Genomic DNA, 12991 nt, shown 5'->3' on the forward strand with positions numbered 1-12991 from the left:
GATGGCGTCCTCTGGTACGGCCATTCACCACGCCGGGCATTTCCGCCTCTTCCTGCGCTATTGCCTGGGCTTCGTACTGGCCTACCTCATTCTTATCGGCTCCGGACTGTACCTATGGGCCGCGCTCACCGAGCAGGGCGAAGACCAGCAGATCCGCACACAGCTGCAAGGCATCCATCATCTCCTGCAGGCTCGCTATGCCGATACCCCGCAGGCGCAATGGCCGCAACTGACCCGGCTGCTGCAGACGCAGTTCGCCTACCCAGTGCGGGTGATACCAATGGCCGAGGCACCGCACACGCTCTATCCCCAATCGCTGCAACATCTCGAACAGGGGGGACTCGTGGTGACCGACGATGCCCATTTCAGCTATCAGCGGCTGCCTGGCTCCAGCGAGGTGCTGGTGCTGGGCGATTTCTCCAAACCCGACAAGGCCGATGTCGCCTGGTACGACAGCCCGAGCGTGGACACGCTGGTAATGGTCGGCATTTTCGTCATCGCCATCGCACTGCCGCTCTATTTTCTGGTGTATCGGCTCTGGCGTGATGTCTATGCGCTGGGCCACATGGCGCTGGCGATACAGCAGGGCGACCTCGCCGTCGGTGCACCGGCGGTCGGCACGCACCTGGTGCGACCCCTGCGCGAAGCATTGTCCAGGATGGCCACCCAACTGCAGGACGTCATGGAAGGGCAGCGGATCCTGTCCCAGGCGGTTGCGCACGAAACCCGCACCCCGCTGGCGCGGATGCGTTTCGCACTGGCCATGATGCAGGTAGGTGACGAGGACCCGGAAGGCACTGAGCTGCTCGAAGGTCTGAAAGCCGATGTCACCCGGTTGGAGCAACTTGCCTCGGCTGGCGTGACCTATGCGCAGTTCGGGCGCAGCCTGCGGATCAGCACCCAACGATTGGAGGTTGCCGAGGTGTTCGACGCGCTCGACCAGCGTCTTCCGCCCGGCGGCAGGGTGCGGCGCCTGCGCTTCCTGCCCTCGCATCAACGCACCCTCGTCGCCAACCGCGATGCGCTGCTGCTGGCACTGGGCAACCTGATCGGCAACGCGTGCCGCCATGCGGCCAGCGAGGTGGTGGTAAGCGCATCCACGGTCGAGCAATGGGTGGTCATCGCCGTGGACGATGACGGACCTGGCGTCGCCCCGGCAGACCGCGAACGCATTTTCCAGCCGTACGTGCAGCTGCAGCGGCACCCCGATGGCTTCGGACTGGGGCTGGCCCTGGTCCATATCATCGCCATCAAACACGGTGGCCGCGCGGACGTCTGCGACTCGGTTCTCGGCGGTGCAAGGTTCCGGCTGTTGCTGCCAGATGCCTGACGCGCTCCCGCGGGCGCTCAGCGCGCGGCCGGCAACGAGAACACGAACAGCGCCCCCTCGCGACTCTCCAGCAGGCGGATATCGCGCCCATGCAGTTGCAGGATGCGATGCACGATCAGTAGGCCCAGCCCGCCGCTGTCCGGCCGCTGGCTGCCCAGCGCCGGCATGGCGGTGAACAATGTGTCGCGCCGCTCCGGGGCGATGCCCGGACCACTGTCGGCGATGCTGATCTGCACCTCGCCACTGACCGCGCGCAGGGTCACGGCGATACGGCCGCCCTCGGGCGTGTGGCGGATCGCGTTGTCGAGCAGGTTGGTCAGCACCCGCTCGATCAACGCCAGATCCGCGATCACCGGCGGCACGCCCGACGGAATATCGGCGCTCAACGTCTGCCGACGCGACTGCGCCGCCAGCTCGAACTTCTGGAACACATCCTGCACGAGATCGGGCAGCGAGAAGGTCTGGCGGTCCAGCACCACGCCGCCGTGTTCAAGGCGGGCCAGCTCGAACAGCGCCTGGGCCAGCCGGCCGACCTTGTGGCTCTGCGACAAGGCGATGGAGAGATAGCGCTGGCGCTCCTCGGCGCTGAGCGTGGCGTCCTTGAGCGCCAGGGTTTCCAGATACCCGTGCAGCGACGACAACGGCGTGCGCAGATCGTGCGAGATGTTGGCGACCAGTTCGCGCCGCTGCAGATCCTGCTGGCGCAGCTGTTGCCACTGCTCGCCCAAGCGCTGGGCCATATGCCCGAAGCTGTGCTGCAGGATGGCCAGTTCGTCACGTTCGCCGGGACGCACCGGTGCCGGTGGCGGCGCGGCGTCCGGGGTAGCGCTATCCACATCGAAGGACTGGATGCGCCGGGTCAGCTGGCGCAACGGGCGGGTCACCCAGCGGAACGCGACCAGGCCAGCCAGCAGCCCCACCACGGCCACGATCGCCAGCGACCACAACGTGGTGCGCAGCGTACTGTTGGCCGCGATATTGGCGGCGAGCGCCTCGCGCTGTTCACCGACCAGCACCACGTAGATGTAGCCCGCCTGATGCCCCTGCACCCACAGCGGCGCCGCGTTGAACACCTTGCGGCCGGTCGCGCTGCGTGGGTCATCGCCGAGGATCGGCAACGGCTCGTCGCGCAGCAGCGCCTGCACAGGCGCCAGATCGACACGGCTGCGCTTGAGGTGACCGTCCGGCGCGTCATGGCCAAGGATGCGGCCCTGGTCATCGAGCAGATACACCTCCACGCTCGGGTTGACCGCCATCAGCTTGCCGAACAAAGCGCGCACTTCACCATTGCGCATGCCGCGACCATCCATCAACTCGCCGCTGCGCGCGATGTGCTCGGCCAGCCCGCGTGAGAGGCGCTGCACGGTTTCCTGCTCATGCACAGTGGTGCTGCGCATCTGGATCCAGACCAGTGCGCCACAGCACAGCAGCAACAGCGCGAAGAACACCGCGGACAGGCGCTGGGACAAGGTGAGGCGGATCATGTGTCTGCCCCCTCGTGGCCATCGACCAGTTTGTAGCCGCGCCCCCACACCGTCTGGATACGCTGCGGGTTGGCCGCATCGCGCTCGATCTTGTTGCGCAGCCGGTTGATGTGGGTGTTGACGGTGTGCTCGTAGCCGTCGTGTTGATAGCCCCAGACCTGGTTGAGCAGGTCCATCCGCGAATAGACCTGGTCCGGATGACGGGCGAAGAAGTACAGCAGGTCGAACTCGCGCGGGGTCAGTTCCAGGGGCCGGCCGTCGACCAGTGCCGTGCGTGCGACCGGGTCGATGCGCAGCCCGGCCACCTCGATCTCGCCGGCGTCGATGCGTGCGTTCTGCGCCATCGCCTCGACACGGCGCAGCAGCGCCTTCACGCGTGCCACCAGTTCCAGCATCGAGAAGGGCTTGGCCAGATAATCGTCCGCACCCAGCTCCAGGCCGAGAATGCGGTGCACTTCACTGGCGCGCGCACTGGTGATGATGATCGGGGTGTAGCGCGTCATCGCCCGGGCACGCTTGCAGATCTCCAGGCCGTCCACGCCGGGCAGCATCAGGTCCAGCACCAGCGCGCTCCACGGCTGCGCCTCCAGCAGGGCCAGGCCCTCATCGCCGGTGGCGGCATGGGTGACCTCATAGCCTTCATCGCGCAGGTGCATGCGCAGCAGGTTGGCGATGTGGACATCGTCTTCGACGATCAGGACACGCTTGGCACTGCTCATCGGCTCAGGGGGCGGCAGGAGGGCATGGCGGCATTGTCGACGGATCGCGACCTGAATGTGTCACGGAAAATTTAACCCTGCGTGAGGATTCGTTGACCGGGCCGGGCGCAGCATGGCCGCATCGTCCCCGTGCCCGGAGATCGGTCATGCGCTTCACACGTCGCAAAGTGCTTGGAATGGGTGGCATGACGGCCGCCGCCGGTCTGTTTGGCCTGACCGCCTGCAGCAACCCTGCCCCGGCGGCGCCCGCCGCACCCGCACGCCAGTTCGAGGTGATGCGCAGCGATGCGCAGTGGCGCGAGCAGCTCACGCCCGCCCAGTACAGCGTGCTGCGGCGGCAGAGTACCGAGCGGCCGTTCAGCAGCCCCCTCAACAAAGAGCATCGGCGTGGCACCTTCAGCTGTGCCGGCTGCGCGCTGCCGTTGTTCTCCTCCTCCACCAAGTTCGACAGCGGCACCGGTTGGCCAAGCTTCTGGGCGCCGCTGCACGATGCCGTCGGCGAAGACCGCGACACCACCTTGGGCATGGTCCGCGTCGAGGCGCACTGCCGGCGCTGCGGTGGTCATCTCGGCCACGTGTTCGATGACGGCCCGCGGCCCACCGGCCTGCGCTACTGCATGAACGGCGTGGCCATGAATTTCGTCGCGGCCTGAGCGCCGCACTCCCCTGCGTCATAGAAGGACCTCTCCATGCTTCTGCTCGTGCTGGCCTACCTCGGTGGCGTGCTCACCATCCTCAGCCCCTGCATCCTGCCGGTGCTGCCGTTCGTGTTCGCCCGCTCGGACCGCCCGTTCCTGCGCAGTGGCCTGCCGCTGCTGATCGGCATGGCGTTGATGTTCGCCGTGGTCGCCAGCCTGGCGGCGGTGAGCAGCCAATGGGTGGCGCAGGCCAACCAGATCGGGCGCTGGATCGCGCTGGTGGTGATGGCAGTGTTCGCGCTGGCGCTGCTGTGGCCGGCGCTGGCCGACCGCCTGCTGTCGCCGTTCCAGCGGCTGGGCGCACGGCTCAGCGCCTCGGCCGATGCGGCCAGTGACGCGGGGCGGGGGGGCGTGGGCACCTCGCTGCTGATCGGCATCGCCACCGGCCTGCTGTGGGCGCCGTGTGCGGGGCCGATCCTCGGCCTGATCCTCACCGGCGCGGCGCTGCAGGGCGCCAGCGTCGGCACCAGCGGGCTGCTGCTGGCCTACGCACTGGGCGCGGCCACCTCGCTGGCCCTGGCGATCTGGATCGGCGGGCGCGTGTTCGCCGCGCTCAAGCGCCGCCTCGGCGTGGGGGAGTGGGTGCGCCGCGGGCTCGGCATCGCCGCGTTGCTGGCGGTGGTCGCCATCGCGATGGGGTGGGATACCGGCGTGCTGACCCGGCTCTCCACGGTCAGCACCGCCAAGCTGGAGCAGGGCCTGCTCGATGTACTTCCGGCGCAGCAGCCCGCGGCCGGTGCGGCGATGATGAGCACCGCCGGTGCCCCTGGGCAGCCGCTGCCGGTGGAAGGCACCCTGCCCTCGCTGGCCGGTGCGACCGGCTGGCTCAACAGCCCGCCGCTGGACGCGCAGGCGTTGCGCGGCAAGGTGGTGCTGGTCGACTTCTGGACCTACTCCTGCATCAACTGCCTGCGCGCGATGCCCTACGTGCGTGAGTGGGCCGAGCGCTATCGCGATCACGGTCTGGTGGTGATCGGCGTGCATGCGCCGGAGTTCGCCTTCGAGCGCAATCTCCCCAACGTGCAGCGGGCGGTGGAGGACCTGAAGGTCACCTACCCGGTCGCGATCGACAACGACTTCGCCATCTGGCGCGGCTTCAACAACAAGTACTGGCCGGCGCATTACTTCATCGATGCGCAGGGCCGGATCCGCGCGCATCACTTCGGCGAGGGCAACTACGCGCAGTCCGAGCAGATCATCCGCCAGCTGCTGCGCGAGGCCGGCAACATCCTGCCCGGTGACGATGCACCGGTCGCGATGACGCTGGACGGCGTGGCGCGCCAGGCCGACATGAGCAACCTCAAATCACCGGAGACCTACCTCGGCCATGCGCGTGCCGAGAACTTCGCCTCGCCCGGTGGCCTGCACCAGGATAAGCCTGCCGACTACACCGTGCCTGCCACCCTTCAGCACAACCAGTGGGCCTTGGCCGGGCGCTGGACCGTGGGCAACGAAGACGCCCGGCTGGAGACACGCGGCGGCCGCATCGCCTTCCGCTTCCATGCGCGCGACCTGCACCTGGTGCTGGCGCCGGGCGAGGACGGCAAGCCGGTCCGGTTCCGCGTGCGCATCGACGGGCAGGCGCCCGGCGCTGCGGCCGGTGGAGACATCTCCGCCGACGGCGACGGCCGCGTGGATGACAACCGTCTGTATCAGCTGATCCGCCAGTCCGGCGCCGTGCAGGAGCGCACCTTCGAGATCGAGTTCCTCGATCCGGGCGTGCACGCCTACGCCTTTACGTTTGGGTGAGGAGCCATCGCATGAAGATCGCAGTCGACAAACTCGTTGCAGGCGGCATCGCTGTCGCTATCGCGGCACTCACCGCCAGCGTGGTGCTGGGTCTGGATCGACCGGCACACGCCGCCGCAGCCATCACAGCCGCGGCGATGCCGCCACCTGCAGGCAAGGCCGACCTGCGCCAACCCGGTGTGAAGCGTGCACAGGTGGTATTCGCCGGTGGCTGCTTCTGGGGTGTGCAGGGCGTGTTCCAGCACATCAAGGGCGTGGACAACGCGCTCTCCGGCTACATCGGCGGCAGTGCGGCGAATGCCACCTACCCGCGCGTCGGCGGCGGCGGTACCGGCCATGCAGAAGCGGTGCAGGTCACCTACGATCCGGCCCAGGTCAGCTATGGCCAACTGATGCAGGTGTTCTTCTCGGTGGCGCATGATCCGACCCAGCTCAACCGGCAGGGCCCGGACCGAGGCACGCAGTACCGCTCGGCGGTCTATGCCGACGACGCGGCGCAGCGCGATGCCACCCGCGCCTATATCGCCCAGTTGCAGCAGGCCAGGACCTACGCCGCGCCGGTGGTGACCCAGGTCGATGGCGGCAAGCCGTTCTTCGCCGCCGAGGGGTATCACCAGAACTACCTCACGCTGCATCCGGAATCGCTGTACATCCGGATCAACGACCTGCCCAAGGTGGCCGCGCTGAAGCAGCAGTACCCGGCGCTGTACCGCGAGCAGCCGCGCCTGGTGAGCACCACCATTTCGGCGCGCTGATCACGCGGGGAACCAGAAGAAAAGACGCACGGCACACATCGCTCTGCCGTGCGCGAGGGAAGTCATCGAGCCCCATGGTAGGCTGCGTCCCGAGGCGGATACAGATGCAGATGGCTGGCATCCGCACGGTTACAGATACCCGTGGATGCAGATGCCGATGGCGACCAACCTCTACCAGTCCCTGGCCGATGAAATGGCCGATGCGATCCGCAGTGGTCGCTTGCCGGTCGGCACCCGGCTGCCGTCGCTGCGCGGCCTGGCGACACAGCGCAGCCTCAGCCTCAACACGGTGATCGCCGCGTATCGGCAGCTGGAAGATGCCGGGCTGGTGCTGCCGCGGCCCAAGGCGGGCTTCGTGGTGAGCCCGCGCCTGCCCGAACCGACCCAGTCGCTGCGGCAGGCGCCCTCACCACCGACCGCACCCTCGCAGCAGGCGATGATGGCCCGCGTACTGGCCGCACAGCAGCAACCGGACATCGTCGATCTGGCGTTCGCCGGCCCGCGCGGCAAGCGTTTCTATCCCGGTGCCCAGCTGGCACGCACCACCGCGCAGGTACTGCGCCGGGCCGCCACCACGGTGGAGACCTACGCACGTCCCAACGGTGCGGCACGGCTGCTGACGCAGATCGTGCAGCGTGGGCCACGGCTGGGGCTGCACACCACCACGGACCGGCTGGTGCTCACGCATGGCGCGATGGAAGCCCTGCAGCTTGCGCTGCGCGTGGTGACCCAACCCGGCGATGCGGTGGCGATCGAAGCGCCCTCCTACTTCAACATCTACCCGCTGCTGCGCAGCCTGGGCCTGCGCGCGATCGAGCTGCCCACCCATCCGCGCGACGGACTCGATCTGGATGCACTGGAAGCGCTGCTCGCCGCCGGCGGCATCGCCGCGATCATGGCCATGCCGACCGTGCACAATCCGCTCGGCGGCAGCATGCCCGTGCCGAACAAGCAGCGCCTTGCCGCGCTGGTGAACCATTACCAGGTGCCGTTGATCGAAGACGCGGTCTACGCCGAACTGCAGTTCAAGGAACCGCTGGAGCCGTTGGCCAAGAGCTTTGACCGCGATGGCTGGATCATGGTCTGCAGCGGCTTCTCCAAGACGCTGGCACCGGACTACCGCATCGGCTGGCTCGACGGTGGCCGCTTCGCCGCCGATATCCAGCTGCTGAAGTTCCATTCTTCCGGCGCAGAATCACGCCTGCTCGGCGACGCGGTTGCCGCGTTCCTGGAGGCCGGCAACTATGAGCATCATCTGCGGGGCTTGCGTCGGCTCTACAGCGACCAGGTCAGCCACGTGCGTGGCCTGATCGCGCAGCACTTCCCGCCCGGCACGTCGGCCACCCAGCCTACCGGCGGGTTCCTGCTGTGGGTGGAGCTGCCTGCCGCGATCGATGCCGGGGAGCTGTTCGAGCAGGCCTTGGCCGAGGGCGTGGTGTTCATGCCCGGCCAGGTCTACTCGCGCGGTGCCCGCTACCGGCATTGCCTGCGCCTGTCATGCTGCCAGGAACTCGACGCGCGTTTCCTCGGCGCGATCGCCACGGTCGGCCGGTTGGCGACCGCCCTGCAGACGCGCGCAGGCACCTGACACTCAGAACACCAGCCGGTCCGCCAGGCGGGCCGGGTCCACGCCCGGCGCATACGGCAGGCGCCCCCAACATGGCATCGGCAGCCGCGCGGTGAGCAGTGCGACGTTCTCGTCGCGGCGTGCCATGCTCGGGTCCACGTCGTTGGCAATCCAGCCGATGCAGCGCGCGCCACGGGCCGCGATCGCCTCGGCAGTCAGCCGCGCATGGTTGAGGCAGCCCAGCCGCAGCCCGACCACCATCACCACGGGCAGCGCCAGCGCGTGCACCAGATCACTCTGGTCCAGCCTGGCCGACAGCGGCGCCAGCCAGCCGCCGACGCCCTCGACCACCACCGTGTCCGCGCTGGCGCGCAGGCGCGCGAAGGCGGCCTCGATCGGCGCCAGCGACAGTTGCACGCCAGCCTCCGCCGCGGCGATCTCCGGGGCCAGCGGCTGCTCGAGCGCGAACGGGTTGAGGTCGTCATATGCGGGCATCGGCATGCTGGCGGCCAGCAGGGCCGTGGCGTCCTCGTTGCGCAGGCCCTCGGGCGTGCGCTCGCAGCCACTGGCGACCGGCTTCATGCCCACCGCGGTGCCGCCGTGGCGGCGCAGGGCATGCAGCAGCACACAGCTGCTGAAGGTCTTGCCGATGCCGGTGTCGGTACCGGTGACGAACAGGGCGGCAGGGCGCGGCGCAGGCAGGGGCATGGGGACGACCGGGGGCGGAAACGCGCCATTATCCGCCGTCCCGGCAGCGCTGCGGTGCGGTCCGCTGCGTTCGGCCGGCCCCGGGGCACCCAACCGCTGCGCTTGGTAGACTGCGGCCATGTTCGATACCTCCACGCTCACCGGCAGCAAGCCGGAACAGTACGGCCAGCTGCTGGCCCAGGCCCGCGCCCTGGTGCACGGCGAGCGCGACCGCATCGCCAATGCGGCCAACCTGTCGGCGCTGGTCTACCACGCCCTGCCGCACCTGAACTGGGTCGGCTTCTATTTCTTCGATGGCAAGGAGCTGGTCGTCGGCCCGTTCCAGGGTCTGCCCGCCTGCGTGCGCATTCCACTCGACAAGGGCGTGTGTGGCGCCGCGGCTTCGCAGCGGGTGACCCAGCGTATCGAAGACGTCGATGCGTTCCCGGGCCACATCGCCTGCGACTCGGCCTCGCGCTCGGAACTGGTGGTGCCGTTGGTCCACCACGGCGAGCTGGTCGGCGTGTTCGATCTGGACAGCCCCTCGCTGGCGCGCTTCGATGCCGAGGACCAGGCCGGGCTGGAAGCCATCGCCGCGGTGTTCGTCGAGGCTTTGGGATGAGTGGCGTCAAGCTGCGCAACATCGGCCCGAAGAGCGCAGCATGGCTGCGCCAGGTCGGTCTGCGTACGCCGGAAGATCTGGTGGCGGTCGGCGCGGTCGGTGCCTTCGTCAAAGTGCGCCGCGCCGGCTTCAAGCCCAGCTTGAACCTGCTCTACTCGCTGGAAGGTGCGCTGCAGGACTGCCACTGGCAGGAACTGCCGGAGGCGCGCCGCACCGTGCTGGTGGCCGAGTACGAAGCGATCATCGCCGACCAGCCGCTGAAGAAGGCGCCGCCCGCCTCCGGCCCGGTCTACGACCGCACCGTGGAGCATCGCGACGATGACGGCGACGAAGCGCCGCCGTTCGAGATGGTCGATGACAACCGCTGATCCACGGCTACCGACACACCGTCGGTAGCCGCGCGCCTCATACCTGCTGCAGCTCCAGCAGTTCGCCCCACAGCCGGTCGTCCTCGCGCTCCACGCGCAGGCGCAGCCGCGTGCCGTGATCGATGCGCAGCGCCCAGCACATCGCCATCGGCAGGCCGCATACCTGCGACAGCACCATCCGCAGCGGTCCGCCATGGCTGACGATCAGGGTCGGGACCGGCTCGGGCTCATCCAGCAGCCGGTGCAGTCCCCGCGCGATGCGGCGCTCGAAGTGGCCCCAGCTTTCGCCATGCGGCGGCGGGTTGGCGTGCGGGTCCAGATGGAACGCTGACAGCGCATCCATCGGCAGCGCCTCCAGCGCGAGCCCGTCCCAGTCGCCGAAATCCAGTTCTTCCCATTCCTCATCGGCCTCCACGTCCACCGCGTGGGGCAAGGCCAATGCCTCGGCGGTCAACAGCGCTCGCTGCCGAGGCGAGGACAGCACCCGCTGCCAGCGCAGCCCGGCGTAGCGCGCGCACAGGGCGTCGGTCGCGCCCTCGTGCAGCGGCGGATCGGTGCGGCCATCAAGATGATCGTCGCGGCCCGTGCTGGCGTGGCGGATCAGATCGAGGATCATGCCGCGCCCCGTCTGCTGCCCGCTGCGTCCGGCCGGTGCGGGTCACGGGCGTCGGTGCCGGGGTGCTGCAACCACGTTGGGGTCATGGAGATCACATCGAAAAAGCGAGGCGCATTCTAACCGGTGCGCGCCATGGGCCCGGCGGATGCCTTAGACTGCGCCCACTTTCAGGTGACCTGGGGCTGCAATGCCGCCAGGTTGAAACGGGAAGCCGGTGACGCGTCAGGCCCTGTGCCACGCCGCCACTCCGGCGCTGCCCCCGCAACGGTAAGCGTGGAAACACCAGGCAATACGCCACTGTGCTCCGGCATGGGAAGGCGCCTGGCACGATGGCACCGCCATCGACCCGCGAGCCCGGAGACCGGCCTGGAAGACGACTGGTTGCGATGCGGCGGGCATGGCGGCGGCAAGCTGGCGCCTGCGCGCGCCCGCCCACCGTCGAACCTCCCTGCAGCGCGATCATCCCCACCCCTTGCCGCGCGGGCGTGCGCGGTGCATGGAGTCATCGATGAAGCTGCAAACCCGCGTTCTTTCCCTGGCCGTGCTCTCGGCCCTGCCCCTGCTGGCCGCCGCACAGGACGACGCCACCGCGCTGGACCAGGTGCTGGTCACCGCCACGCGCACCCCGATCGCCCTGCAGGACAGCATCTCACCGGCGCAGGTGATCGACCGCGCCGAGATCGAGCGCAGCCAGGCGCCGTCGCTGCAAGATCTGCTGCGCGGCCGTGCCGGCATCAACCTCAACAACAGCGGCGGCCTGGGCAAGCAGAGCTCGCTGTTCCTGCGTGGCACCAACTCGGCCCACACCCTGGTGCTGGTCGATGGCGTGCGCATCAACACGGGCGACCTCGGCCTGGCGATGATCCAGGATCTGCCGCTGGCACAGATCGAGCGCATCGAAATCGTGCGTGGCCCGCAGTCCAGCCTGTACGGCGCCGATGCGATCGGCGGCGTGATCCAGATTTTCACCCGCCGCAACGCCGGCCAGTTCGCGCCGCACCTGCAGCTCGGCGGTGGCAGCAACGGCCTGCGCGAGGCCAGCGGTGGCTTCGGCGGCAGCGGTGAGCGTGGCTGGTTCGGCACCGACATCGCCTACCAGCACACCGATGGCATCAACGCCTGCCGTGGCTCGGTGTCGCCCTTCGCCGGCTGCGGCGCCGACGAGCCCGACCGCGATGGCTACCGCAACCTGTCCATGAGCCTGCGCGGCGGCTATGCCCTGACGGACACGTTGAGCGTGGAAGGCACCGCCCTGCGCGCCGAAGGCGAGAACCATTACGACGGCTATTACAACTACTCCGAAACGCTGCAGCAGGTACTCGGCGGCAAGCTGCGCTACACACCGAGCGAGCGCTTGAACCTGACGGTCAACGTCGGCCGCGCCGATAACGAATCGGACAACTTCAACGGTGATACCTGGCTGGGCAATGCACAGACCCACCGCGACAGTGCCTCGGTGCAGGCCGACATCGGCATCGCTGATGGCCAGCTGCTGAGCGCCGGTGTGGACTGGAGCCAGGACAACCTGGACGGCAGCAGCGCCGGCTACCTGGTCGACAGCCGCGACAACACCGGCGTGTTCGTGCAGTACCAGGGCCGCTTCGGCGCGCACCACCTGCAGGCCAGTGTGCGCAACGACGACAACGAGCAGTTCGGCAACCACACCACCGGCAGCCTCGGCTGGGGCCTGGAGCTGGGCAGCGGGTTCCGCCTCAACGCCAGCTACGGCACCGCGTTCAAGGCCCCGACCTTCAGCGACCTTTACGACCCGTGGAGCGGCGTGCCGACCCTGGACCCGGAAAAATCCAAGAGCGCGAACATCGGCATCGCCCAGCAGGGTAATGGCTGGCGCTGGGGCCTGGATGTGTACGAAACGCGCATCGATGACCTGATCACCTACGATGCCACCACGTTCATGATGTCGCAGGTCGAAAAGGCCCGCATCCGCGGCGCCGAATTGACCGGTGCGATCACCGTCGCCGGGTTCGACCTCAACGCACAGCTCAGCCACACCGACCCGCGCAACCGCACCGACGGCAGCGCACAGTTCGACAACTGGCTGGCGCGCCGCGCACAGAACACCGCGCGTCTGGACGTCGATCGCCGTTTCGGTGACTTCCGCGCCGGCCTCACCGCCAACGGCGCCGGCAAGCGGTACGACAATGCGGCCAACACCGTGCGCCTGGGCGGCTACGGCACCGTGGATCTGCGCCTGGAATACGCGCTGACCCGTGATTGGTCCGTACTGGGCCGGGTCAGCAACGTGTTCGACCGCGACTACGAAACCGTCGCCTGGTACAACCAGCCCGGCCGCGAGTACCGCCTGAGCGTGCGTTACCAGCCGAAATAAGGGATCTGGACGGCGGCACTGCCGCCGGGGGGGGCGCGCCGGGGGG

General features: G+C 68.4%; 12 protein-coding genes and 1 riboswitch. Of the genes, 8 read left to right on the forward strand and 4 right to left on the reverse strand.

Going from position 1 to position 12991, the window contains the following annotated elements; genetic code table 11:
- The first annotated feature begins 1 nt into the window (after position 1).
- Positions 2-1330: an ATP-binding protein gene (locus QMX81_RS04945; RefSeq protein ID WP_193222810.1), complete on the forward strand. Its 1329-nt coding sequence runs from the start codon at positions 2-4 to the stop codon at positions 1328-1330.
- 17 nt (positions 1331-1347) lie between these two features.
- On the opposite strand, the gene QMX81_RS04950 is transcribed toward QMX81_RS04945, so the two are convergent.
- Together QMX81_RS04950 and QMX81_RS04955 are read right to left on the reverse strand one after the other, a co-directional pair.
- Entirely contained in the window at positions 1348-2814 is a 1467-nt protein-coding gene (locus QMX81_RS04950; RefSeq protein WP_282259224.1) for a HAMP domain-containing sensor histidine kinase, read from the reverse strand.
- Positions 2811-3533, reverse strand: coding sequence for a response regulator transcription factor (locus QMX81_RS04955; RefSeq protein WP_282259226.1), 723 nt, complete (start codon positions 3531-3533; stop codon positions 2811-2813). The genes QMX81_RS04950 and QMX81_RS04955 overlap by 4 nt, the downstream gene beginning before the upstream one ends.
- Before the next feature lie 146 nt (positions 3534-3679).
- Between QMX81_RS04955 and msrB the strand changes: the two genes are divergently transcribed.
- The 4 genes from msrB (at position 3680) to QMX81_RS04975 (ending at position 8323) form a co-directional block, all read left to right on the forward strand.
- Positions 3680-4186, forward strand: coding sequence for a peptide-methionine (R)-S-oxide reductase MsrB (msrB, locus tag QMX81_RS04960; protein WP_121042494.1), 507 nt, complete (start codon positions 3680-3682; stop codon positions 4184-4186).
- 36 nt (positions 4187-4222) lie between these two features.
- Complete coding sequence (locus QMX81_RS04965; RefSeq protein WP_282259229.1) at positions 4223-5980, forward strand: cytochrome c biogenesis protein DipZ; 1758 nt, start codon at positions 4223-4225, stop codon at positions 5978-5980.
- An 11-nt stretch (positions 5981-5991) separates the two neighbouring features.
- A complete protein-coding gene (gene msrA, locus QMX81_RS04970) occupies positions 5992-6735 on the forward strand; it encodes a peptide-methionine (S)-S-oxide reductase MsrA (RefSeq protein ID WP_121042490.1) in 744 nt (247 codons plus the stop codon).
- 157 nt (positions 6736-6892) lie between these two features.
- Positions 6893-8323, forward strand: a complete 1431-nt coding sequence (locus QMX81_RS04975) for a PLP-dependent aminotransferase family protein (RefSeq protein WP_226956653.1) — start codon at positions 6893-6895, stop codon at positions 8321-8323.
- A gap of 3 nt (positions 8324-8326) precedes the next feature.
- Here the strand turns inward: QMX81_RS04975 and bioD are convergent, their stop codons facing one another.
- Positions 8327-9010, reverse strand: a complete 684-nt coding sequence (bioD, locus tag QMX81_RS04980) for a dethiobiotin synthase (RefSeq protein ID WP_121042486.1) — start codon at positions 9008-9010, stop codon at positions 8327-8329.
- Between the two features lie 118 nt (positions 9011-9128).
- On the opposite strand from bioD, the gene QMX81_RS04985 reads away from it, so the two are divergent.
- Positions 9129-9611, forward strand: a complete 483-nt coding sequence (locus QMX81_RS04985) for a GAF domain-containing protein (protein WP_121042484.1) — start codon at positions 9129-9131, stop codon at positions 9609-9611.
- On the forward strand, positions 9608-9979 hold the full coding sequence (locus QMX81_RS04990) for a TfoX/Sxy family protein (protein WP_282259239.1): 372 nt from the start codon (positions 9608-9610) through the stop codon (positions 9977-9979). The genes QMX81_RS04985 and QMX81_RS04990 overlap by 4 nt, the downstream gene beginning before the upstream one ends.
- Before the next feature lie 37 nt (positions 9980-10016).
- Here the strand turns inward: QMX81_RS04990 and QMX81_RS04995 are convergent, their stop codons facing one another.
- Positions 10017-10595 carry a histidine phosphatase family protein gene (locus QMX81_RS04995; RefSeq protein ID WP_282259242.1) on the reverse strand — a complete coding sequence of 193 codons (579 nt, stop codon included), beginning with the start codon at positions 10593-10595 and terminating at the stop codon, positions 10017-10019.
- 152 nt (positions 10596-10747) lie between these two features.
- Positions 10748-10980, forward strand: a riboswitch (cobalamin riboswitch).
- A 123-nt stretch (positions 10981-11103) separates the two neighbouring features.
- On the opposite strand from QMX81_RS04995, the gene btuB reads away from it, so the two are divergent.
- Positions 11104-12945 (forward strand): TonB-dependent vitamin B12 receptor, encoded by a 1842-nt coding sequence (gene btuB / locus QMX81_RS05000; protein WP_282259244.1) that lies wholly within the window; start codon positions 11104-11106, stop codon positions 12943-12945.
- Positions 12946-12991: the final 46 nt, after the last annotated feature.

Origin of the sequence: Stenotrophomonas sp. PS02301, from assembly GCF_029959485.1 — a bacterium.
In the GTDB taxonomy this organism is placed as follows: domain Bacteria; phylum Pseudomonadota; class Gammaproteobacteria; order Xanthomonadales; family Xanthomonadaceae; genus Stenotrophomonas; species Stenotrophomonas maltophilia_Z.